The organism is Nocardiopsis sp. FIRDI 009 (assembly GCF_003386285.1).
GTDB lineage: Bacteria > Actinomycetota > Actinomycetes > Streptosporangiales > Streptosporangiaceae > Nocardiopsis.
Genome location: NZ_QPNC01000001.1, coordinates 253,812 through 276,785, shown reverse-complemented (window position 1 = coordinate 276,785; position 22,974 = coordinate 253,812). Strand labels below are relative to the sequence as shown.

Sequence of the window (22,974 nt, the reverse complement as noted above, 5' to 3'; positions counted from 1 at the left end):
GGTTCAGCCTACGTCGAGCCGGAGGAGGTCCTCCTCGGTCTCCCTGCGCACGATGACCCTCGCCTTCCCGTCCCGGACCGCCACCATGGCGGGACGGGGCAGGTGGTTGTAGTTGCTCGCCATGGAGTAGCAGTAGGCGCCCGTGGCGGCGACGGCCACCAGATCGCCCGGCCTGAGGTCGGCGGGCAGGTAGAGGTCGTGCACGATGATGTCGCCGCTCTCGCAGTGCTTGCCGACCAGGCGGGAGAGCATGGGTTGGGCGTCGCTCTCGCGGGACACCAGCTGGCTGGTGTACTCGGAGCCGTAGAGGGCGGTGCGGATGTTGTCGCTCATACCGCCGTCGACGCTCACGTAGGTGCGGATGCCCTCGACGTCCTTGACGGTGCCGACCTCGTAGACGGTGATCCCGGCGGGGCCGGCGATGGCCCGGCCCGGCTCGACCGCGATGCGCGGCACGGGCAGCCCGGCCTCCTCGCACTCGCGGCGCACGATCGCGGTGAGGCTCTCGGCGATGCTCTTGGGGTCGAGCGGGTCGTCGCCGGAGGTGTAGGCGATGCCGAGACCGCCGCCGAGGTCGAGTTCGGCGAGGGTGACGCCCAGGTCCTGGTGGATGCCGGTGAGGAAGCGGGTGAGGCGGCGGGCGGCGACCTCGAAGCCGGAGGTGTCGAAGATCTGCGATCCGATGTGCGAGTGCAGCCCGACCAGGTCCAGGTGGGGTGCGCCGAGCACGCGGCGGACGGCCTCCGCGGCGGCTCCGGTGCTCAGCGCGAAGCCGAACTTCTGGTCGTCGTGCGCGGTGGCGACGAACTCGTGGGTGTGGGCCTCGACACCGGTGGTGACGCGGATGAGGACCTGGGGGCGGCGGTCGAGTTCGGCGGCGACGGCCGCCAGACGCTCGATCTCGTCGAGGGAGTCGATGATGACACGGCCGACGCCGACCTCGACGGCGCGGCGCAGCTCCGCGGTCGACTTGTTGTTGCCGTGCATGCCCACCCGCTCGGCGGGGACGCCCGCGGCCAGGGCGACGGCGAGCTCACCCCCGGAGCACACGTCGAGCTTGAGGCCCTCCTCGGCCACCCAGCGCGCGACGGCCTTGGTCAGCAGGGCCTTGCCCGCGTAGTAGACGTCGGCGTCGCTGAAGGCGTCGCGATAGTCGCGGGCGCGGCCCCGGAAGTCCTCCTCGTCCATGACGAAGAGCGGGGTGCCGTACGCGTCGGCGAGTTCGCGCACTCCGACGCCGCCGACGGCGAGCTCGCCGTCCGCGCGCCGGGCGGTGGCGGGCCACACCCGGGGGTCGAGGGCGTTGAGGTCCTCGGGCGGCATCGGCGGGTTGTCCTCCGGCAGGATCTCCGCGTGGCGTGATCCGGCGGGGTGGGCGTAGCGGCTCATGATGGGCTTTCGGCTGGGATGCGGCTGTGCTGGCGGCGGAGGCCCCGCTCCTATTGTCCACTTACCCGGTAGGGACAAAGGAGTTGGGTCGGCCCGGCGGGCGGGTGGGATGTCTACAGCCTTGTGGGCGCCGACACCCCGAGCAGGAAGAGCCCGGTGCGCAGGACCCCGGCGACGGCGGCTGGCAGCGCCGGGTCCACGGCGGCCCCCTCCGCCCCTTCGGGATCGGCTGCGGGGCACGTTCGCCACTCATCGTAGGCACTGGCCAGTGCCTCCAGGTATCTGACCAGGATATGGGGTTCCTCTCGGCGCGCCGCCGTGTCCACCGCGCTGGCGCCGTCGAAGAGGAGTCGGCGCACCCCGGCGGTGTGGCGGGGGCAGGGGGTGGGCTGGGTCGCCCCCTCCCGGGCCCAGCGCGCGCGGCTGACCGCGTGCGCGTGGGCATAGCGCAGGCGGAAGGCGGGGTTGGCGTCGGTGAGGCGCGCCCAGGCTCCGGGACGGTCCGCCGAGGGGAGGACGGGCAGGTCGCGGCCGGTCGTCTCGGCCTCCCTGGGCCGTTCGGGGATCGAGCGGCAGAAGGCGACGCGCGCGCTGGCCTCGCCGATGGCGCCGAGGAGCCGTGCGGCGGGGGTGATCAGCTCCACGCGGTCCTCGTCCAGGTAGGGGTCGCGCCAGGAGACCTCGGTTCCGTCGGGGCCCGGCGGAGGGGACGCCTCCCCGACCGCCAGGGCCAGCCGTTTCCGCGCGTCCGCCCTGGCCAGGCGGCGCGCCTGGGCCACGGGACCGGCCTCGTGCAGCGGGGTGGAGGGCCACCGCCCCGCCCCGTCCCAGGCCCGACCGGTGAGGAAGCGGGGTCCGTCGGCCGCCGCGGTCAGGAGGTCCTGACGCTGCGCGTCGGTGAAGGTGAGGTTGACGAACCCGCGCCCGTCCCCCGCCAGGCGGGCGAAGTCGACCAGACCCTCGTCACGCATGAGGGACAGTTCGGCGGTGACGCGTCCGGCGACCGCCGGCGGCCGGGAACGCCGGGCCCCGCCGTCGACCAGGGAGACGAGCCGGGGCGGCAGCGCGCTCGCCGCGTCTGCGCCCTCCTCGGCGTGGTCGCCCCGCGGCCACACGAAGGGGACGTCGTCGGGGGCCAGGTCGAAGGCGCGCGCCGCTGCCAGGCGCAGCGCGGCTTCCAGCGCCTGGGGGGTCACGCGTCGTCTCCGCCGACGAAGCCCCGGATGACGTCGACCAGGTCGTCGGGGTCGAAGGGCTTGGTGACGTAGGCGTCGACGCCGATCCGGTCCCCGCGCCGACGGTCGTCCCCCTGGGCCCGGGCGGTGACCAGGACGAGCTTGCAGTCCCGGGTACGCGCGTCGGCGCGCAGGGACTCGGCCGCGGCCCAGCCGTCCAGGCGGGGCATCATGACGTCGAGCGTGACGACGTGCGGGTCGATGTGTCCGACGCGGTCGAGGCAGTCCTGCCCGTCGACCGCGGTGAAGACCTCGAACCCCTCCAGTTCGAGGTTCAGTCGGATCAGTTCCCGGATCACCTCGTCGTCCTCGACGACGAGAACCCGTGCGGGTAGGGCGTTCACGGGCGCGACACTACCGCTGTGGGACGACAGGGCACCACTGGATTGCTCGATCGGCGCGGTGCGCGGGGGGCGCGGCCCTTCGATTGGACGAACCGCGCGGAGCCCCTGCTACAGTTGTTCTCGCAGCGCGCCCCCTTAGCTCAGGGGATAGAGCAACGGCCTCCGGAGCCGTGTGCGCAGGTTCGAATCCTGCAGGGGGCACTTGGTAGATGGGAACACTCTTCGAGGGTTCCCATCTCTTCATTTCTGATCCTTCTCCGGCGTCGGCGACCTGTCTGGCCGCCTGAACGGACTCCTCCAGGGCCTCCCCCGCGAGGGTGACCCGGATGTGTGCGCGGTTGGACCGCTTGTCGTAGACGGCCTCCAGCCGGAACGCCTCGAAGAGACGCCGTAGCGCCCCTCGGGAACCTCCTCCAGCTCCACCGCCAACGTCAATGGTTGAGGTGCTCCAACCGCTGACCCCAGGCATCCCTGCATGCGCGGGGCTCACCTACACGAGCCCATCCCCAACGTGGGTACCGCCGGTCCATCCCCGCGTCTGCGGGGCTCACTGATAGCGTCCCGCGCCCACTTGCCGTAGGTCGGTCCATCCCCGCGTCTGCGGGGCTCACTCGATCCCGTAATGGGCGGCGACGTCGACCAGCGGTCCATCCCCGCGTCTGCGGGGCTCACTTCTCGGCGAACAGGAACCAGAGCCACAGGACCGGTCCATCCCCGCGTCTGCGGGGCTCACCCCCGGCTCTTCTACAAGGGAGGTGACGACGTCGGTCCATCCCCGCGTCTGCGGGGCTCACCGGACGCGGATTCCTCGTCCTCGTCCGCCCTCCAGGTCCATCCCCGCGTCTGCGGGGCTCACGTTAAGGCAGCGATTAACGGTCTAGATCACAACGGTCCATCCCCGCGTCTGCGGGGCTCACCCCGGTGGTGGCGTGCCCGGGGTAGACGCGGACGGTCCATCCCCGCGTCTGCGGGGCTCACGTGTAGTGGCCGTCGGCGGTCCAGATGCGGATCGGTCCATCCCCGCGTCTGCGGGGCTCACGTCCCACCCAGCCGGGTGACGCGGGTGATGGACGGTCCATCCCCGCGTCTGCGGGGCTCACTGGTGTTCCCCATCAGCCGACCTTCCCGGTGCCGGTCCATCCCCGCGTCTGCGGGGCTCACGACGTCATCCAGAATCTGATGAAGCGTGTGAGCGGTCCATCCCCGCGTCTGCGGGGCTCACTAGCGGACGGCATCACAGCTGTGGTCGGCCACCGGTCCATCCCCGCGTCTGCGGGGCTCACCTGGACTGCCAGGGCGGCCCGCTGCGTTGCGCCGGTCCATCCCCGCGTCTGCGGGGCTCACACCTGCGGTCCCGCCGATTCGGCACCGGGCGTCGGTCCATCCCCGCGTCTGCGGGGCTCACGTCGGCCCCCTCCCCCTGGAGGGAGCCATTCGCGGTCCATCCCCGCGTCTGCGGGGCTCACAGCAAATGACCTGCAACAACGCCAAGCGTTATCTTCCCGCAACATCAGATAACGGCGACAGGACCATGCACTACTCGGTTCCGCCCTCGCACAACACGAACTCGAACACCTGCCAGTAGGACACCCCCAACACCCTTTCATGACACCCAAGGGACCGCCACGGGAAGAAAGCCACCCCATCAGGCGGGCCAAGGGATCTCCGGGGCACACACCTCTCCCAACCACCGTGAAGATCCCCAACGAAACCCTCCGAACCGCACGAATACCCGGCAACACAGGTCACCCCAAGGCCACGGCTACCTCGACACGACACGAGCCACCGAAGCCGACGACTCGAACCATCCCGTTGCCCCCGCTGCTCGATCAACCGCCCCCAACGCTCCTTACGGCCAAAGCCCACCGCGGTCTGCTCCCCGTCGGCGACGGACCAATCGGCTGCGAACGCACCTCGTACGCTCCCGTCGCCCGAAACTCCCGCATCAACAGCTCATACGCCACGATCAGCGGGAACGGGGACGCGTGCCAGACGGGTCCGCCGTGGCGCAGCGCCACCTCGAACATGTGCGAGTACGACACCACGGCGGCGATCACGGCCAGCAGCAGCACAGCGGCGACGGTGGTCCGGCGCGACCATCGGGCGGTCACCACTCCCCAGCGTCCTTCTCCGCGACACGCACTCCGCGTCCGTACTCGGGTGGCTCCACGGTCTTCTCGGTGCCCAGCCGCGCGTTTCCGTCTGCCGCGTGCCCCGCAGGGGGCACCTCTGGCTGACCAGTGGAGACCAACCGCTGAACAGCACGAACGCCGACCGTGATCACGGTCGGCGTTCTTCGTGTCCGGTCACCTGACACCGGGTTTCCCGAGCCTCCGTGTCCGGGCCCGTGGACGGGGCGCCGAAGCAGGACGGGGGCCGGGCGCTCCGAGACTCTCGGGGCGCCCGGCCGATGTGTTCCGGATCAGCGGCGCGGGCGGCGGCGCCCACGCGGGGCCCGACCGCGGGCCCGCTCCCGGGGAGCGGAGGACCGCACGGTGACCGGTTCGCCCGAGGGCTCGCGCGCCCCGGTCACCTCGACCGCCCCGGGGTCCCCGACGGCCGCCTCCAGGGTGCGCGGCTCGATCCGGGCCAGGCCCATCAGCCGGGTCATGTCGCGCCGCTGCCTGGGCAGTACGAGCGTGACCACGTTGCCGGACTCCCCGGCCCGGGCGGTGCGCCCTCCCCGGTGCAGGTAGTCCTTGTGGTCGGTGGGCGGGTCGATGTTGACCACCAGGTCCAGTCCGTCCACGTGGATGCCGCGCGCCGCCACGTTGGTCGCGATCAGCGCCGTGACGTCGCCCCTCTTGAACTGGTCGAGGGTGCGGGTCCGCTGCGGCTGGCTGCGGCCGCCGTGCAGGGGAGCCGCGAGGACCCCGTTGGCGAGCAGGTGCTCGGCCATCCGGTCCACCGCGCGCTTGGTGTCGAGGAACATGATCACGCGGCCCTCCCGGGCCGCGATCCGGGTCGCGACGTCCCGCTTGTTCGCGGACGACACGTGCATGACGTGGTGTTCCATGGTGGAGACGGCGCCCTCGGACAGGTCGACCGAGTGGACCACCGGGTCGTTGAGGAAACGGCGGACCAGGGTGTCCACGTTGCGGTCCAAGGTGGCCGAGAACAGCATGCGCCGCCCGTCCTCCGGGACCTGTTGGAGAATCGCGGTGACCTGCGGCATGAAGCCCATGTCGGTCATCTGGTCGGCCTCGTCCAGGACGGCGGACTCCACGCGGTCCAGGACGCAGTCGCCGCGTTCCATCAGGTCGCGCAGCCGTCCCGGGGTGGCCACGACCAGGTGGACGCCCCGACGCAGGGCACCGGCCTGGCGGTGGATCGGCATACCGCCCACGACGGTGGTGGTGCGCACCCCCACCGAACGCGCGTAGGGCTCCAGGGAGTCGGTGACCTGCTGGGCCAGCTCACGGGTGGGGGCGAGCACGACGGCCAGGGGCCGCCGCGGCTCGGCGGTGCGCCCGTCGAGCCGGGCGAGCAGGGCCAGCCCGAAGGCCAGGGTCTTGCCCGACCCGGTCCGGCTGCGACCCAACACGTCGCGTCCGGCCAGGGAGTTCGGCAGGGTCGCCGCCTGGATCTCGGAGGGGGTGGTCAGGCCCTGTCGGGCCAGGGTCCGCTTCAACGGTGCGGGCATGTCCAACGCCTCGAAGGACTCCGCCGGCGGCAGCGCGGGGGTGACGGTGACGGGGAGCGCGAACTCCCCGGAGGGGCCGGCGCCGGTGCGCGCGCGACCGTTGGTGTGAGGGCGTTGACCGCCGTGCGGCCGCTGTCGGCCGTATCCCCGGGTGGGGCGGCTGCGGCTCGTGCCGGTGCGGTACGGATGACTCATGTGTGGCCTTTCGCCGACGGCGTTCGCCGGGCGGGAGGCCTCTCGGCCTCGCAGGGGGAAACCGGGGACGCCGGATGAATGAAAATGATACCCGCGCCCGCCCGGAGAATTCCGGGGCGCGGGGTGGCCGGTGCGGTCGCGGAGCGACGGCGGAAAATCCGGCGGAAAAAGAAAAGCGGTGGGGTCCGGCGCCCGTAGGGCGGACCCCACCGCTGGAGGAGTGTCGACTCCCCTAGATCAGGGTGATGTTCTCGGCCTGGGGACCCTTGGTCCCGGCGACGGCGTCGAACTGCACAGCCTGGCCCTCGGCCAGCTCACGGTAGCCCGTGGCCTGGATGCTCGAGTAGTGGGCGAAGGCGTCGGGGCCGCCGCCGTCCTGCTGGATGAAGCCGAAGCCCTTGTCGCTGTTGAACCACTTGACAGTACCGGTCGCCATGTTGGCACCTCTCGTCGAAAATGAAGAAAACCGCAGATGACGATTTTCCTGTCACCGCGGTGATCTCCCGACGAGATGTGGATCCATCGGGCTCACTACTGCAACTCCCTAGAACCTAGCACACGATGATCTCCCTGTCTCGGAAAATCGATGTGTCGAAGGGCACCGGCGCGTGTGGTATCGAAACGAGGGAAAAATGTGTCGGTTCCGGTTCGTCCTGGTGTGTCCGGCGTTTTCGGGGTCGGACTCCCGGCGGCGGGGCGGTGGAGCCCGATGACGTCCCGAGGGATCAGGTCAGGCCCAGGAGCCGTCGCGCGCTCGGCCAGACCTCGTCCAGCGGGGACGGGTCGTTGCGCACCCGGGCCAGCAGCACCGCACCCTCGATCTGCGCGACCATCGATCTGGCCAGCGCCTCGGCCCCGGTCTCCCGTCCGATCAGGCCCGCCTCCTGCGCCTCGCCGACCAGGCGGGCGACCATGCCGACCTGGTCGTCGAACACCTCGGCCAGGCGCCGACGCACCCGCGGCTCCTGTCCGCTCAGCTCCAGGGCGAGGTTGCCGTAGAGGCACCCGTGAATCGCGCCCGACTCGCTGTGATCGGTGCGCTGGACGCCGATCAGGCACTCGACCAGGGCGCTGAGGCGCTCGACCGGGTCGGCCGAGTCGGACAGGACCGCCTCCAGAGCGCGGCGCTCCTCGGCCCAGTGCTCGTCGACCGCCTCCACGGTCAGGGCCTGCTTGGAGTCGAAGAAGTGGTAGAAGCTGCCCTTCTTCACCCCGGCGTCGGCGCAGATCTCCGCGACACCGAGGGCCGTGTAGCCGCGGGTGCGCATGAGTCTGCGCGAGGAGTCCAGGATGCGTTCCCTCGCGTCGCTCGTCCGTCCCATGGGATGAGGATATACGTCCGGTCAACTATCCGGACGAGGTCGCGCGCCACTCACGCATTGCTAAATAGTTGACCGGTCGTCTATATTTGTCCCACCGCGGGCCACCGAGCCCACCCGACCAAGGGAGAGAGTCCCCCATGCACGATGTGCGAGTCGCCGTCGCCTTCCACAGCGGCTACGGCCACACCGCCCGCCAGGCCGAGGCGGTCGCCCGGGGAGCCGCGAGCACGAGCGGCGCCCGTTCCTCACTGCACGACGTCACCGCCCCCGACGAGGCCCTGTGGTCCGCCCTCGACACCGCCGACGCGATCGTGTTCGGCACCCCCACCTACATGGGCGGCAGCTCCGCCGTCTTCCAGACGTTCGCCGAGGCCACCGCACCCATCTGGCAGGAGCGCCGCTGGCAGGGCAAGCTCGCCGCCGGGTTCACCAACTCCGCCGGGATCAACGGCAACAAGGACACCACGCTCAGCGCCCTCGCGGTGTTCGCCGCCCAACACGGGATGATCTGGGTCCCGCTCGGTCTGGCCCCGGGCGGCGAGTACTCCAGTCAGGGCGACCGCGACGACCTCAACCGGCTCGCCGGCTTCACCGGCGCGATGGCCCAGTCCCCCTCCGACCTGGGCCCCGATCAGGCGCCCCGGGACGGCGACCTGCGTACGGTCGAACACCTCGGCGCCCACGTCGCCGGAGTCGCCCTCCGATTCGAGCGCGGGCGTGCGGCGGTGGCGGCGTGAGCCCCGACCGGCGGCCCGGCGCCGGACTCACGGACGTTCTCGGGATCCGCCACCCCGTCATCCAGGGCCCGTTCGGCGGCGGACTGTCGACGGTCGAACTCACCGCGGCGGTCTCCGCGGCCGGCGGCCTGGGATCGTACGGCGCGCACACCACCGCCCCCGAGCGGATCGGCCCCCTGGTGGACCGGATCCGGGCGGCCACCTCGGCGCCGTTCGCCGTCAACCTGTGGATTCCGCGGGCCGAGGAGGAACGCCCCGTTCCCGACGCGGCGGCGCTGGCCGCGCACACCGACCGACTCGCCGTCCACTACGCCGGGTTCGGGCTCACACCTCCCGACCTGGACGAGGTCAACGCCCGGATGGACTTCGAGGCCCAGGTGGACGCGGTCCTGGCTGCCCGTCCCCCGGTGATCAGCGTCGTGATGGGCCCGCCGCCCCAGCGGTTGGTCGAGGGCGCCCGGCGGATCGGGGCGCCGCTCATCGGCACGGCCACCACGGTCGCCGAGGCCCGCGCGCTCCAGGAGGCCGGATGCGACGTGGTCGTGGCCTCCGGAAGCGACGCGGGCGGGCACCGCGGCTCCTTCCTGGCCCCGGTGCGCGAATCGCTCGTCGGCACGTTCTCCCTGGTCCCCCAGGTGAGCGACGCCGTTTCCGTTCCGGTGGTCGCCGCGGGCGGGATCGCCGACGGCCGCGGTGTCGCGGCCGCCCTCACCCTGGGCGCCGACGGCGTCCAGGTGGGGACCGGCTTCCTGCGGACCGAGGAGTCGGGCGCGAGCCCGGTGCACCGGACCGCGCTGGCCTCCGAACAGGCGGAGTCCACCGTGCTCACCCGGCTCTTCTCCGGGCGCCCGGCCAGGGGGATCGCCAACGACCTGGTACGCGCGATGGCCGACGCCGAGGACCGGGTCCCGCCCTATCCGGCGCAGAACAACCTCATGCTGCCGATCCGGGCCCGGGCCGCGGAGGCGGGGCGGCCCGGGCTGCTCAACCTGTGGTCCGGTCAGGCCGCTCTTCTCGCCTCCGGCGGCACCGCAGGGGACTACCTGACCGGACTCGTGGCCGACGCAGGAAAGGTGCTCGGCCGTCCGCTGTAGCCCCGGGGGGCGGGCACGGCCCCGTCGTGCCCGCCCCCCGGCGGCTCACTCGTACTCCGTGCCTCCCCGGCGGGTGAGGTAGTCGTCGGAGACGAACGTGGCGATGGCGCGTCCGCCCAGGACCGGTGAGTACCGCTCCCGGGCGGGCCGGACCACGAGCCCCTCGCGGATGTGCGGCGACCCGCCGCTCCACGTCTCGGCCCCGGTCGCCTCCGCCAGGAGCGCCGCCTGGTCGTACCCGCCGTCGAACTGCCGCGGCACGGCGGGCAGGCCCACCGACCCCAGCAGCTCGTGCAGCTCGGCGGCGTCCACCCACGTGCGCGCCAGCCCCTGCCGCCTGGATCCGGAGTCCTTGGACGAGACGAACTCCTCCCCGGTCCCGGCGACCGGGGTGAACAGGCAGGCCGTCCCGTGGATCTTCTCCGTGGCCACGACCGGTTCTCCCCCGGTGAAGACGTCGGGGTGGCGTTTGACGTTCCCGATCTCGATCCAGGGCACGAGGTCCGGCGCGGGCACGAGTTCGCCGCTCATGTGCACGGGGATCTCCGGCACCCGCTTGGTGCCCCGAGCTCCCCGGTGGAGTCGGTCCCCGCCTCGTGCGCGGCGGCCGGGTCCACGTCCGCCAGACGTTCGGGCACGCACACGATGCCCTGGGAGATCGGGAACGTAGACGGCCCAGTCCCCGGTGCGGTACCTGCCCTTGGCGACGACCGCGCGGAACAGACCCACCTGCGCGAGTTCCAGCGCGGCCGCGTCGGGGTGCGGGTGGATCGTGGGCCGCTCGGCGGTGGCCCGGAGGGTGGACATGCCGTTCCTTCCCGGTCGGGAAGCGCCCTCGGCCGGCGCTTCGGGGGTGGGTCCGCTGTGGGGAGGCCCGTGCCGCGCGGCAACGGGTCTTCCGATCCGGCCGGCGTTCCACCGGAAGTGGGTAGCGGGCTGTAGTGCCGTGCCCCGCCCGATACAACAGACTGTCCGTGAAAAGGACGTTCGGAACAGAAAGGGTCACGGAATGAAGGACCTCTGGGAGAGGGCCTGGCGATCGGACGCGTACCTGCTGGTGGCCCTCGTGTCGGCAATGGCCACCCTGGTGCTGCTTCCCCTCACCCTGGCCGTGGCGGTGACCGTGGCCGCGGGCGGGATCGGGCTCCTCCTGCTTCCCCGGTGGTTCCGGGTGCTGGGCGCGTGGGCCCGCGCCCACCTCGCCCACGCGGCGTCGTACCTGGGGGTGGCAGTTCCGGAGGCCGCGCTCGCCCCCGTGGACGACGTCAGGTCGCTGCCGCGCTCGCGGACCACGCGGCGGCTCCTGACCTGGATGCCGCTGTTCACCCTCTCCGGCCTGGGGACCGGCCTGGTGGCGGTGGTCGCGACCGCCTCACCGCTGGCGGCGGCGCGGTCCCTGCTGTGGTGGCTCTTCCCCGAGGGGTGGGAGGCGACGCTGTACGGCCTCCCGGTCGACGGGTGGGGCACGGCCCTGGCCGGTGTGGTGATCCACCTGGGGGTCGCCTACGTGCTCGCCCGCTGGGCGCTGCCGCCTCTGGCACGGCTGCACGCCCGCCTGTCCGTGCGTCTGCTGACCCCCTCGGAGGCCGAGGTCCTGGCCGCGCGGGTGGACGAACTCAGCCGGACCCGGGCCGGGGTGGTCGACGCGCACGGCGCCGAACTGCGCCGGATCGAACGGGACCTGCACGACGGCACCCAGGCGCGGCTGGTCGCCATCGCGATGCAGCTCGGTGTCGCCCGGGAGGCCGTGGAGGCGGCCGAGGCCGACCCCGCCGTCGCCACGCTCCTGCGCGACGCGCACCGAGGGACGGAGGAGGCGATGGCGGAGCTGCGCGAGGTGATCCGCGGCATCTACCCGCCCATCCTCGCCGACCGCGGGTTGGCCGGAGCGCTGGCCGCGCTCGTGGCACGCACGACCGTACCGACCCGGTTGGACGCCGACGACCTGGGGAGGCTTCCGGTCGCCGTGGAGACCGCCGCCTACTACGTGGTGACCGAGGCGGTCGCCAACGCGGCCCGGCACTCCGGGGCGGAGTCGATCACCGTGCGCCTGACCCGTGACGGCCACACGCTCCGGGTCACGGTGCGCGACGACGGTTCGGGCGGTGTGGACGAGACCCGGGGCAGCGGTGTGTCCGGGATCCGGCACAGGGTGGCCGCGCTCGACGGGCGGGTACGGGTGGACAGTCCGGCGGGCGGGCCGACCGAGGTCGGGGTGGAGCTGCCGTGCGCGTCGTGATCGCCGAGGACAACGTCCTGCTGTCGGCCGGGTTGGAACTGCTGCTGTCCACGCGCGGCTTCGAGGTGGCGGAGGTGACCGCCGACGCCGCCGCCTTCGCCTCGGCGGTCGACCGTCACCGCCCCGACCTGGCGGTCGTGGACGTACGCCTGCCGCCGGGCTTCCGCGACGAGGGCGTGCGCGCCGCCATCGAGGCCCGGCGCGGGCACGAGGCGCTGCCCGTCCTGGTGCTGTCCCAGTACGTGGAGCGCGACTACGCCGGGGAGCTGCTGGCGGACGGGCGGGGCGGGGTCGGTTACCTGCTCAAGGACCGGGTCGCCAGGGTGAGCGAGTTCGTCGACGCCCTGCGCCGGGTCGCGGACGGGGGTACGGTCATGGACCCGGCGGTGGTCCAGCAGCTGTTGGCGCGGCGACCGCGCGACCCGCTGGAGTCGCTCACCCCACGCGAGGGTGAGGTCCTGGCGCTGATGGCCGAGGGACTGGGCAACGGGGAGATCGCGCGGCGGCTCGTCGTGACGGAGAACGCCGTGCACAAGCACATCGGCAACGTCTTCGCGAAGCTGGGCCTGGCGCCCTCCGACACCGGCCACCGGCGGGTCCGCGCGGTCCTCGCCTACCTCGAACAGCGGTAGGCGAGCACCGCTCAGGCGGCGGGCCAGGAGCTACCGGTCATGTCGTAGGCCAGGTGGAACCACACCTTGCGGATGCTGGGGTGACCGTTGTCCCCCCAGGTGGTGGCGAAGCTGTCGACCAGGGCCAGGCCCCGACCGCTCTCCGCCGTGAGCCGGTCCCCCGCCATCGGGGCGGGGGCCAGCGTCCGGCCCCCGTCCGGCCGCCCGTTCGTGGGTCTGCCGTTGTCCCGGCAGACCAGCGTCAGTCCGTTCGCGCCCCGGATCACCTTGAGCACGAAGGTCTGGCCCTCCTCCCCCGAACGGCTGTGCCGCAGGGCGTTGGTGGCCAGCTCCGTCCCCAGCAGGGAGAAGACGTACCGGAAGTCGCCGTCGCGGCTGGCGGCGCAGGTGTCCAGGAAGGCCCGGCACAGGCGGATGCTCCTGGGCTCCCCGGGGAACTCCCAGTGCCGTTTGGTGAAGGGCACCGGAGGCCGTCCGTTGAAGTAGTGCCGGTACTCGTCCGGTACACCCGCCAGGACGTCGTCGTCCTCTGCGAGCGCGGGCACGGAAACGAGCGTGGGCATGGGTGACTCCTTCGGCGGGGCGGTTCAGTGGGCAGGCGAACCGGGACAGGGGGAGGCTCGGGAGCGTCCGGGGCCGTGAGGGAGACGGCGCGCCGGACCGGCTACGACGATACGCGATCAACGCCCTGCGGGACAGGGGATGTCGGTGTGGCGCGTTCCGCGAATCCGTGTCCTCCCCGTCACCGACCGTCCGCCAGTGCCGCCCGTGCCGCCGCGTCGGCCGCCGTCCGGTCCCCGTCGACCAGTCCGATCCGCGTGCGCCGGTCCAGCAGGTCGGCCACGTCCAGGGCCCCCTCGTGCCGGACCGCGAACCGCAGTTCCGCCTCGGTGACGCCGCACGCCACCGGTTCGAGCAGCGCCGGGTCCCCGTCGGCCTCGGCGACGACGTCCGGCGCCTCGGTCCCGTACCGGCGCACGAGGCGGCGCGGGGCGTCCAGCGCGTCGAGCTCCTCCCGGGACGCGGCGCCGACCAGCGGCAGCGACCGTGTCCGGCAGGGCGCGGCGGACAGCCGCCGGGCGCGTACGACGGTGTCCACCGCCTCCTGGGCCATCGCCCGGTAGGTGGTGAGTTTGCCGCCGACCACGGTGACCGCGCCCGTGGGCGAGACGGTGACGGAGTGCTCCCGGGACAGGTCGGAGCTGGCCCCGTCCCCGTCGAGCAGGGGGCGCAGCCCGGCGAACGCGCCGAGCACGTCCCCGGGTCCGAGGCGTGTGCGCAGGGCCGTGTTGAGCTGGGCGAGGAGGAAGTCGACGTCCTCGGCGGGGACCTCGGGCACACGCGGGGCGGGTCCGTCCACGGGTTCGTCGGTGAGCCCGGCGAACACCCGGCCGTCGGCCTGCGGGAGGGCGAACACGAACCGGTTGACGCTGCCCCCGACCGGCACGGTGAGCGCTGCCCTGGGATGTCCGAGCGCCGCCCCGTCCAGCACCAGGTGGCTGCCCCGGCTGGGCCGCAGCCGCACCGACGGGTCGAGGTCCCCGGCGTGGACCCCGGTCGCGTTGACCACGGCCCGGGGGCGGACGCCGATCGTCTCGCCGGTGATCCCGTCGCGCAGCCACACCCCGTCGGCGGTCACGGACTCGGCCGAACAGCGCGTGATGACGCGGGCCCCCTCGCGCGCGGCGGTGCGGGCGAGGGCGACCACGAGGCGGGCGTCGTCGACCAGTTGGCCGTCGAAGGACAGGATGCCGCCGCGCAGCCCCTCGGGCTCCACGCCGGGCAGCAGGCGCAGGGTCTGTCGGGCGGTGAGCAGCCGCGGGCCGGGCAGGATCCCCCTGGGGGTGCCCGCCAGGACGCGCAGGACGTCCCCCATGCCCATTCCCCCGCGCACGAGCAGCGGGCGCGCCAGACCGGAGCCCCGGTGCACCGGAACGATCATGGGGAGGGGACGGACCAGGTGGGGCGCGGTCACGCGCATGAGGACGTCGCGTTCGCGTGCGCTCTCGTAGGCGATGCCCACCTGTCCCCGGGCGAGGTAGCGCAGGCCGCCGTGGACGAGCTTGGAGCTCCATCTGCTGGTGCCGAAGGCCAGGTCGTCGCGTTCGACGAGGACGGTGTCGAGGCCGCGCGAGGCGGCGTCGAGCGCGACCCCGGCGCCGGTCACACCGCCCCCGACGACCAGGACGTCCACCTGTGGGTGGGCGCCCAGGTCCGCGAGGTCGGCGGCGCGCCGGGCGGCGTTCAGGGATGAGGACGCGGGAGGGGTGGGGCGCATGGGGTGGTCCTTTCCTGGAGGGAGGCGGTGCGGTCAGGGGGCGAGGTAGCCGTCCAGCAGACCGGTGAGTTCGGTGGCGAGTCCGGGCTCGTCGAGCACGTCGGCGAACAGGCGGCGGGAGGTGACGGTGTTCTGGACGGTGACGAGGACGAGGCGGGCGAGGACGGCGGGGTTCCCGGGCCGGACCGACCCGTCGGCCTGGCCCTCGGCGATGACGGGTTCCAGCACCTCCAGGGCGGCGCGGTGGCTGGTGCCGAGCCGGTGGAACGTGTAGGTGGCCAGGAGTTCGGGTTCGGTGTCGACCACTCGGGTGAACAGGGGGTGGTCGAGCATGGCGCGCGCGACCCCGGCGGCGTGGCGGACCAGGCGCGCCCGCACGCTCTCCCCCGCCAGGTCCTGTTCGGCGGACTCCTCCTCGGACAGGAGGATCCGGCGCAGTTCGCGGGTGAGCAGGTCGGCGACCAGGGCCGTCACGTCGGGCCACCTGCGGTAGACGGTCGGGCGGCTGACCTCGGCACGGCGCGCCACGTCGGTCAGGGTGGTGCGGCGCACCCCGAAGTCCTCGACACAGGCGCGGGCCGCGTCCAGGATCCGATCTTCAACGTTACGTTTTGACGCCATGTGTAAAACTGTAGAGCATGACTGATGAGAACTCCCCCACCGGCCCGCTGGCCGACCCCGCACCCGAGATGAGCTGGTTCGGCTGGGGCGACCCGGCCCGGGCGAAGACGCTCGACCCCGCGCTGCGCGACCTGATCGCCCAGGTCCTGCGTACCGAGCCCGAGGAGCGGCCCGCCGTCGCCGAGGACTCCGTCGTGCTGCCCGCCTCCCGCCTGGACGACGGGACCCGCGAGGCGCTGGCCGGGGTGGTCGGCGCCGAGCACGTACGCGTGGACGACGCCGCGCGACTGCGCCGCCTCGGCGGTAAGAGCACCCCCGACCTGCTGCTCCGGCGGTCCGGGGCGGCCGACCCGGCGCCGGACGCGGTGGTCCACCCCGCCGACCACGACGAGGTCGAACGCCTGCTGCGGGTGTGCTCCGACGCCCGCGTGGCCGTCGTCCCCTTCGGCGGCGGCACCAGCGTGGTGGGCGGGGTCGCCCCCCTGCGCGGCGGGTTTCCGGCCGTGATCTCGCTGGACCTGCGGCGACTGGACCGCCTGGTGTCCCTCGACCGTGTCTCCGCCACGGCGGTCCTGGGCGCGGGTGTGCGCACCCCGCACGCCGAGGCCCTGCTCGGCGAGCACGGGTACACGCTCGGGCACATGCCGCAGAGCTACGAGTACGCGACCATCGGCGGGTACGCGGCGACCCGGTCCAGCGGGCAGGCGTCCTCGGGGTACGGCCGGTTCGAGGACATGGTGGTGTCGCTGCGCGTGGCCACCCCGCGCGGCACCCTGGAGCTGGGCGGCCCGCCCGCCTCGGCCGCCGGGCCGGACCTGCGGCGGCTGATGCTCGGGTCGGAGGGCGTCCTGGGGGTGATCACCGAGGTCGGTCTGCGGGTGCGTCCCCGCCCGGAGGCGGTGCTGGACGAGGCCTGGTCCTTCCCGGACTTCGCCACGGGTGTGGCCGCGCTGCGCACGCTCGCGCAGTCGGACACGCGGCCGACCATGGCGCGGGTGCTGGACGAGGCGGAGACCTTCGTGGGCGCGGCGTTGGGCGGTCGGGAGGCCGCCCCGGGGTGTCAGGCGGTCCTGGGCTTCGAGGGGACCGAGGCGGATGTGGCCGCGCGGTCGGCCGCCGTCCGGGAGGTCCTGACGGCGGCGGGCGGCACACCGCTGGGCGCGGACCCGGTGGCGCACTGGCGGGAGAACCGGTTCTCCGCCCCGTACCTGCGCGACACACTGCTGTCGTCGGGGTTCGTCGCGGAGACGCTGGAGACGGCGGCGACCTGGACCGACCTGCTGCCGCTGTACCGGGCGGTCTCGGCGGCGCTGACCGGGGCGCTGGACGGCGACGAGGGCGGCGTCGTGGTCATGTGCCACGTGTCGCACACCTACCCGACCGGGGCCTCGCTGTACTTCACGGTGGCCACGGCGGCGGGTGAGGCGCCCCTGGAGCGGTGGGACCGGGCCAAGCGGGCCGCCTCGGAGGCGATCGTGGCCCACCGGGGGACGATCACCCACCACCACGCGGTGGGCACCGACCACCGGCCGTGGATGGCGGCGGAGATCGGTCCGCTGGGCGGTGACGTGCTGCGCGCGGTCAAGGCGGCGCTGGACCCCGAGGGCGTGCTCAACCCGGGCAAGCTGATCCCCGACCCGTCCTGAGCGGCGGCGCTCCGCGGGCGGCGGCCCCGGGCCGGGATGCCGGGACCGCCGTCGGTCAGGCCCGCTCGGCCTCCCGGGAGAGCTGCCGGTGGACCTGACGGGCCAGGTCGTCGAGGCGGTCGAGCTCCTCCTCCGCGTCGATGTCGGCGTCGTAGACGTGGTAGACGGTCACACCGAGGTTGACCGTGCTGAAGAACGCCTGGCCGTACACGACCTCCTCGTCGATGTAGCCGGGCTCGTAGAGCACGACGACCCCGACGTCGCCCACCCCCAGCGGCCGCCAGTCGACCAGGTCCGCCTCCCGCTCGTCGGCCCAGCCGCCGGACTCCACCTCCTCCAGGTAGTCCTCGAACTCACCGCGCAGGTCCTCGACGGCGTCCCCGTCGTCCTCGTACTCCAGGAGGTCGACGGACACCCCCATCACGGCCTCTCCGCCGTCCGACACCTCGCACGTCAGGGACCCGAGGAGTTGGTCGTCGTCGCGGTACGCCAGCTCCTCCCCCTCCTCGTACCCGCCCTCGGCCCGCAGGCCCTCGGTCTCGGGCCTGGAGTCGAGCAGCTCGCTCGTCAGCAGCCGGCGGCAGCTCGGCAGGTCCGCGTAGGGCCGGGAACCGGACAGGTTCCAGACCAGCACCCCACCCGTGACCAGCAACGCGACGGCTGTCACGCTCGCGCCGACGATCAGCGCGACCCGGCCGTCGCGGCGCGGCTGGCCGCCCGGCCCGGGCTGGCCCGGCACCGGAGGCTGCTGGGGCGGCCCTCCCCCGGGGCCGCCGTACGGACCTCCCGGAGCGCCGTACCCGGGCGGGTGCCCGCCGGGCTGGCCCCCGTACGGGGCTCCGGGCCACCCCTGCGGACCGGGCGGGGGCGGTTGGAAGTGGGGCTGGCCGCCCGGCCCGGGCTGGCCGGACTGCGGGGGCCGCCCCGGTTGCCCGGGGAACGGCGGTTCGCCTGGGTTGCCCGGGAACGATCCGTCGTTGGGGGGATACTCGGTCATCATGTCGCGGCGTGGGAACACCCCGCGCTCGTCGCGGGGCGAACGCCGCACCTCCTCACAGGTGTCGCTGGGTCGCACGGGACGGACGGGGCGCGCTCCCCCTCCACCCGCGTGGGGCTCGTGCGTCCGTACGTCGCCCAGTATCGCGCCCGCCGCCCGCCCCGTCATGTCCGCGCTCCGCTCCGGGCGTGACACGGCGGGACGCGTTCCCCGTCCGGGCACGTGACAATGGAGACGTGGCACGAGGAAAGCTCCGCATCTACCTGGGGTCGGCGCCGGGCGTGGGCACGACCCACAACGCGCTGGCCGAGGTCCGCCGCCGGGCCGAGGACGGCACCGACGTGGTCGTGGCCGCCGCCCACACGCACCGCCGGCAGCGCACGTCCGCCCTGTTGACGGGGCTGGAGGTGATACCCCAGCACCCGTCCGGCGCGGTCGACACCGCCGCCGTGATCGCGCGCGCCCCGGAACTGGCGCTCGTCGACGACCTCGCCCACGCCAACGGGCCGGACGCGCCCACCTACGCCCGCTGGCGGGACGTGGAGAAGCTGCTGGACGCGGGGATCGACGTCGTGAGCACGGTGGGGATCCACCACCTGGAGTCGCTCAACGACGTCGTCACGCAGATCACCGGCGTGCGTCCCGAACAGACCGTCCCCGACCAGGTCGTGCGCCGCGCGGCCGAGGTCGAGCTGGTGGACGTCACCCCGCAGGAGCTGCGCCGCCGGATGGCGCACGGGGACATCCACCCGGCCGAACGCGTGGACGCCGCCCTGGCCGCCTACTACCGGGAGGGCAACCTCGCCGCGCTGCGCGAACTGGCCCTGCTGTGGACCGCCGACCGGGTGGAGGAGGGTCTGGCCCGGTACCGGGGCGAGCACGAGATCCGCAGCACCTGGGAGGCGCGCGAACGCGTCGTGGTCGCGCTCACCGGCGGCCCGGAGGGCGAGACGCTGATCCGCCGCGCGGCCCGGGTCGCGGCTCGCTCGCGCGGGGGCCACCCCCAGCCCAGCCACCTGCTGGCCGTCCACGTGGTCAAGTCGGACGCGATCGGCCGCCCACTCACCGAGCACCTGGTCCGCCAGCGCAAGCTGCTCGCGGAGCTGGGCGGCACCTACCACCAGGTGATCAGCTCCGACGTGCCCAGAGGGCTGCTGGAGTTCGCCCGGGGGGTGCACGCCACGCAGATCGTGCTGGGGTCCTCGCGCCGCCGCAGCTGGCAGTACGTGTTCGGGCCGGGGGTGGGCGCGATCGTGGCGCGCGACTCCGGGGACATCGACGTGCACATCGTCACCCACGAGGAGGTGGGCAGCGGGATGTGGCTGCTCCCGGCCCCGGGGCGCGGCGTCGGCGAGCACCGGCGCGTGACCGGGTGGGTGCTGGCCGCGGTGGCTCCGGCGCTGATGTCGCTGCTCCTGTTGCTCCCCCCGTTCTCCGGGGTGGGACTGTCCTCGGACGCGATGTTCCTGCTGCTGACCACGGTCGCCACGGCGGCGGTCGGCGGTCTGTGGCCGGCCCTGGCCTCGGCGCTCTGGAGCGCGGTACTGCTCACCCTCGTGCTCTCACCCCACCACGACAGGCCCCCGGTGTCCCTGGACAACGCCGTGGCGCTCACCGCGTTCGTCCTGGTGGGTTCGCTGGTCGCGGTGGTGGCGGAGATGGCGGCGCGGCGGTCGGCGCAGGCCGCGCGCGGCCGCGCGGAGGCCGACGCGATCTCGTTGCTCGCGGGCAGTGTCCTGGCCGGGAACGAACCCCTCCAGGCGCTGCTGCGGCGGATCTCCAAGACCTTCGGACAGCGGTCGGCGACGCTGCTGGAGCGGGTGGAGGGCGACCGGTGGAGCGCCGTGCACAGCGTGGGCGCCCCGGCGTGCGAGTCGCCGGAGGAGGCGGACGTGCTCGTGTCGATCTCCGACTCCCTCGCCCTGGCGCTGCGCGGCCGGGTGCTGCCCGCCGCCGACCGCAGCGTGCTGTGGGCGTTCGCCGCCCACCTGGGGATCGCCCTGGAGCACAAGCGGTTGGAGTGGGACGCCGCCGAGGCGCGCGGTCAGGTGGCCGGCAACCGCATCCGCACCGCGCTGCTGGCCGCCGTCTCCCACGACCTGCGCACGCCGCTGACGTCGATCAAGGCGAGCATGGCCAGCCTGCGGGCGACCGACATCGAGCTCGACCCGGAGGACCGGGACGCCCTGATGGAGACCGTGGAGGAGTCCGCGGACCGGCTCAACCGGCTGATCGACAACCTCCTGGACATGAGCCGGGTGCAGACCGACAGCGTGCGCCCCAAGATTCGGCCCGTGGGGCTGGAGGAGGTGGTCTCGGCCACCCTGATCGGCCTGCCCAACGAGGCGGTCACGGTGGACGTACCCGACTGGCTGCCCCGGGTCCGTGCCGACGCGGGGCTGCTGGAGCGTGCGGTGGCCAACGTGGTGTCGAACGCCGTACGGCACAACCCCGACCCGCGCGTGCCCGTCCTCGTCGCCGCGAGCGCGCACGGGGGGAGGGTGCAGTTGCGCGTGGTGGACCGGGGACCGGGGGTGTCGGACGAGGGCAAGCAGCGGATGTTCGAGGCCTTCCAGCGTCTGGGTGACGCCCCCCAGGGCACGGGGGTCGGGCTCGGGCTGGCCGTCGCCCGTGGTTTCGTTGAGGCGATGCACGGCACGCTCTCCCCGGAGGACACCCCGGGCGGCGGGCTGACCATGGTGTTCGACCTGCGGGCGGCGGACACGGACGGCGAGGACGACGAGAGGGAGGCCGATGCGGGTCCTGGTCGTTGACGACGATATGCAGATCATCCGCGCGATGCGCATCAACCTGCGGGCGCGCGGACACGACGTGGACACCGCTCCCGACGGCGCCTCGGCGCTGCGCCTGGCGGCGGAACACCACCCGGACGTGGTCCTGTTGGATCTCGGGCTGCCCGACATGGAGGGCATGGAGGTGATCCAGCGGCTCCGCGGGTGGTCCCAGGTGCCGATCATCGTGCTGTCGGCGCGCCACTCGGCCGGGGAGAAGGTGCGCTGCCTGGACTCGGGCGCGGACGACTACGTCACCAAACCGTTCGGCATGGACGAGCTGCTGGCGCGGATGCGCGCGGCGGAGCGGCGGTCGGTCCGCCTGGAGGAGGCGCCGGTGGTGCGCACGCCGTCCTTCACCGTGGACCTGGGCGCCAAGCGGGTGGTGCGGGACGGCGAGGAGGTGCGGCTCACCCCCACGGAGTGGCACATCCTGGAGATCCTGGCCCGGCGCCCCGGCCAGCTGGTCAGCCAGCGCCAGCTCCTGCACGACGTGTGGGGCCCCGCCTACCAGAGCGAGACCAACTACCTGCGGGTGTACCTGGCGCAGCTGCGCAGGAAGCTGGAGCCCGATCCGGCGCGACCGCGCTACCTCATCACCGAGGCGGGCCGCGGGTACCGCTTCGAGACGCCGGGAGCGGACGACTAGGCAGTGCTTGCTTTGGTCCTCCGCTTCGCTTCGGACCGTGTTCGGGCGCCCGAAGAGGCAGGGGTTCTTCCTCCTCGGCCGCGCCTGTCGCTCGTTCCTCGCCACGCGGCTCGCCTCGTCGTGCAGAACCCTGCCGGCGCCCGGACGAAGACCCCGGGGGTCACCGCGGGGCGGGCTCCCACCTCAGCGAAGCGGCGGGGGTCACCGGGGGTGGGGCCGGGCCAGGACCCGGTCGCCCGACATCAGGTCCATGAGGGTCTCGAACTCGTCGGTGTGGCTCTGCGCACGGTTGACCTTGGCGACGGCGAGGCACGGCGCGAACGCGCGCACCCACTCCATCATCCGGTCGCCGTCCACCCCCATCGTCCGGGAGAGCACCTCGACGCGCCGTTCCACCTCGGCGACGCTCGTCGCCTTCCACACCGCCCAGTCCACGGCGTCGGCCGCGCCGTCGCCCACGCAGGCGCGCGGGTCGAGCGCGACCAGGCCGCGCGGACCGCCGTCGAGCACGTTGCCGGGGTGCAGGTCGCCGTGCAGGGGGACGACGTCGGTCTCGCCGATGGCCAGGGCGCGGGCGCGGCAGTAGCCCTGGTGCAGGGCGGTGGTCGAGATGACCTTGGCCGCGGGCCCCTCGTTGCGTTCGCGGTTCCACAGGTCGAAGATGAACTGCACCCGCGCCATGAGGGGGCGCAGCTCCAGGAGCTGGCTCCGGGACACCTCCACCCCGTGGAGCTGGGCGATGAGGGTCCCGATGGTCACCATGGGCGGGACCGCCCCGATGTCCGCGACCGTCTCCCCCTCGACGCGCTCCATGAGGATGGCGCCGCGCTCGGAGTCCAGGTCCCACACCTCGGGCACCCGGTGGGAGGGGGCCCACATCCGCAGCATGTTGGCCTCGGTGACCGCGAGCCCGCTGTCCGGGGAGAGTTTGAGGACGCCCTCGCGGCCGTCGGACAGGGTGACGTACACGACGACGGCCGTGCGGCCGTGTGGGGCCCCTCCGTCGACGGTGAGTCGCCACTCCGTCGCGAGCTTCTCCACGACGGCGGGGAGCTCGGACAGCCATTCGGTCACGTGGCCGCCGAAGCGCCGTTCCAGACGACGACGCTGGTGGTCGTCGACGAACTGCGCTGTGACGTCGTTCATACATCCACCTTAGGT

The 22,974-nt window shown here is 73.2% G+C and carries 19 protein-coding genes, 1 tRNA gene, 1 pseudogene and 1 CRISPR repeat array; of the genes and pseudogenes, 8 read left to right on the top strand and 13 right to left on the bottom strand.

All coding sequences use genetic code 11. The annotated features are described in order from the left end of the window. Positions 1-3: 3 nt before the first annotated feature. From lysA to DVR05_RS01165, 3 genes are all read right to left on the bottom strand, one after another. Positions 4-1,389, bottom strand: a complete 1,386-nt coding sequence (gene lysA / locus DVR05_RS01175) for a diaminopimelate decarboxylase (protein ID WP_116243886.1) — start codon at positions 1,387-1,389, stop codon at positions 4-6. Between the two features lie 113 nt (positions 1,390-1,502). Continuing rightward, entirely contained in the window at positions 1,503-2,585 is a 1,083-nt protein-coding gene (locus DVR05_RS01170) for a DALR anticodon-binding domain-containing protein (protein WP_116243885.1), read from the bottom strand. Next, on the bottom strand, positions 2,582-2,968 hold the full coding sequence (locus DVR05_RS01165) for a response regulator (RefSeq protein WP_116243884.1): 387 nt from the start codon (positions 2,966-2,968) through the stop codon (positions 2,582-2,584). The genes DVR05_RS01170 and DVR05_RS01165 overlap by 4 nt, the downstream gene beginning before the upstream one ends. Positions 2,969-3,097: 129 nt before the next feature. Between DVR05_RS01165 and DVR05_RS01160 the strand changes: the two genes are divergently transcribed. Further along, positions 3,098-3,169: transfer RNA gene (locus DVR05_RS01160), tRNA-Arg, on the top strand. Between the two features lie 260 nt (positions 3,170-3,429). Then, positions 3,430-4,434: direct repeats of the CRISPR family, unit length 29 nt; unit sequence CGGTCCATCCCCGCGTCTGCGGGGCTCAC. 363 nt (positions 4,435-4,797) lie between these two features. Here DVR05_RS01160 and DVR05_RS27820 read toward each other — a convergent pair. From DVR05_RS27820 to DVR05_RS01140, 4 genes are all read right to left on the bottom strand, one after another. After that, the gene (locus tag DVR05_RS27820) at positions 4,798-5,079 is read right to left on the bottom strand and encodes a DUF2637 domain-containing protein (protein WP_369974483.1); all 282 of its coding nucleotides are present in this window, start codon (positions 5,077-5,079) and stop codon (positions 4,798-4,800) included. 311 nt (positions 5,080-5,390) lie between these two features. After that, positions 5,391-6,806 carry a DEAD/DEAH box helicase gene (locus DVR05_RS01150; RefSeq protein ID WP_116243882.1) on the bottom strand — a complete coding sequence of 472 codons (1,416 nt, stop codon included), beginning with the start codon at positions 6,804-6,806 and terminating at the stop codon, positions 5,391-5,393. 232 nt (positions 6,807-7,038) lie between these two features. Then, entirely contained in the window at positions 7,039-7,242 is a 204-nt protein-coding gene (locus DVR05_RS01145) for a cold-shock protein (RefSeq protein ID WP_116243881.1), read from the bottom strand. Positions 7,243-7,531: 289 nt separating this feature from the next. Continuing rightward, the gene (locus DVR05_RS01140; RefSeq protein WP_116243880.1) at positions 7,532-8,128 is read right to left on the bottom strand and encodes a TetR/AcrR family transcriptional regulator; all 597 of its coding nucleotides are present in this window, start codon (positions 8,126-8,128) and stop codon (positions 7,532-7,534) included. A gap of 137 nt (positions 8,129-8,265) precedes the next feature. Between DVR05_RS01140 and DVR05_RS01135 the strand changes: the two genes are divergently transcribed. Together DVR05_RS01135 and DVR05_RS01130 are read left to right on the top strand one after the other, a co-directional pair. Next, a complete protein-coding gene (locus DVR05_RS01135; RefSeq protein WP_116243879.1) occupies positions 8,266-8,865 on the top strand; it encodes a flavodoxin family protein in 600 nt (199 codons plus the stop codon). Further along, positions 8,862-9,959: a nitronate monooxygenase family protein gene (locus DVR05_RS01130; protein WP_116243878.1), complete on the top strand. Its 1,098-nt coding sequence runs from the start codon at positions 8,862-8,864 to the stop codon at positions 9,957-9,959. Before DVR05_RS01135 ends, DVR05_RS01130 begins: the two co-directional genes overlap by 4 nt. A gap of 45 nt (positions 9,960-10,004) precedes the next feature. On the opposite strand, the pseudogene DVR05_RS01125 reads toward DVR05_RS01130, so the two are convergent. Further along, positions 10,005-10,766: pseudogene (locus DVR05_RS01125) on the bottom strand (RNA ligase (ATP)). 202 nt (positions 10,767-10,968) lie between these two features. On the opposite strand from DVR05_RS01125, the gene DVR05_RS01120 reads away from it, so the two are divergent. Together DVR05_RS01120 and DVR05_RS01115 are read left to right on the top strand one after the other, a co-directional pair. Continuing rightward, positions 10,969-12,198, top strand: a complete 1,230-nt coding sequence (locus tag DVR05_RS01120; protein ID WP_116243877.1) for a sensor histidine kinase — start codon at positions 10,969-10,971, stop codon at positions 12,196-12,198. Beyond that, positions 12,186-12,830 carry a response regulator transcription factor gene (locus DVR05_RS01115; protein ID WP_116243876.1) on the top strand — a complete coding sequence of 215 codons (645 nt, stop codon included), beginning with the start codon at positions 12,186-12,188 and terminating at the stop codon, positions 12,828-12,830. The genes DVR05_RS01120 and DVR05_RS01115 overlap by 13 nt, the downstream gene beginning before the upstream one ends. Positions 12,831-12,841: 11 nt before the next feature. Here the strand turns inward: DVR05_RS01115 and DVR05_RS01110 are convergent, their stop codons facing one another. The 3 genes from DVR05_RS01110 to DVR05_RS01100 all read right to left on the bottom strand — a co-directional run bounded on the left by DVR05_RS01110 (position 12,842) and on the right by DVR05_RS01100 (position 15,729). After that, positions 12,842-13,393 (bottom strand): ATP-binding protein, encoded by a 552-nt coding sequence (locus DVR05_RS01110; RefSeq protein WP_116243875.1) that lies wholly within the window; start codon positions 13,391-13,393, stop codon positions 12,842-12,844. Between the two features lie 179 nt (positions 13,394-13,572). Next, complete coding sequence (locus DVR05_RS01105) at positions 13,573-15,108, bottom strand: glycerol-3-phosphate dehydrogenase/oxidase (protein ID WP_116243874.1); 1,536 nt, start codon at positions 15,106-15,108, stop codon at positions 13,573-13,575. 33 nt (positions 15,109-15,141) lie between these two features. Next, positions 15,142-15,729 carry a TetR/AcrR family transcriptional regulator gene (locus DVR05_RS01100; RefSeq protein ID WP_116243873.1) on the bottom strand — a complete coding sequence of 196 codons (588 nt, stop codon included), beginning with the start codon at positions 15,727-15,729 and terminating at the stop codon, positions 15,142-15,144. Between the two features lie 17 nt (positions 15,730-15,746). On the opposite strand from DVR05_RS01100, the gene DVR05_RS01095 reads away from it, so the two are divergent. Next, positions 15,747-17,375, top strand: coding sequence for an FAD-binding oxidoreductase (locus tag DVR05_RS01095; protein WP_198658985.1), 1,629 nt, complete (start codon positions 15,747-15,749; stop codon positions 17,373-17,375). A gap of 55 nt (positions 17,376-17,430) precedes the next feature. Here the strand turns inward: DVR05_RS01095 and DVR05_RS01090 are convergent, their stop codons facing one another. Beyond that, entirely contained in the window at positions 17,431-18,114 is a 684-nt protein-coding gene (locus tag DVR05_RS01090) for a hypothetical protein (RefSeq protein ID WP_232831909.1), read from the bottom strand. Positions 18,115-18,608: 494 nt separating this feature from the next. Between DVR05_RS01090 and DVR05_RS01085 the strand changes: the two genes are divergently transcribed. Continuing rightward, on the top strand, positions 18,609-21,146 hold the full coding sequence (locus tag DVR05_RS01085; RefSeq protein WP_116243872.1) for an ATP-binding protein: 2,538 nt from the start codon (positions 18,609-18,611) through the stop codon (positions 21,144-21,146). Then, a complete protein-coding gene (locus DVR05_RS01080) occupies positions 21,127-21,813 on the top strand; it encodes a response regulator (RefSeq protein ID WP_116243871.1) in 687 nt (228 codons plus the stop codon). The genes DVR05_RS01085 and DVR05_RS01080 overlap by 20 nt, the downstream gene beginning before the upstream one ends. A gap of 201 nt (positions 21,814-22,014) precedes the next feature. Here DVR05_RS01080 and DVR05_RS01075 read toward each other — a convergent pair whose 3' ends face one another. Further along, positions 22,015-22,959, bottom strand: a complete 945-nt coding sequence (locus DVR05_RS01075; protein ID WP_116243870.1) for an aminoglycoside phosphotransferase family protein — start codon at positions 22,957-22,959, stop codon at positions 22,015-22,017. Between the last annotated feature and the right edge of the window lie 15 nt (positions 22,960-22,974).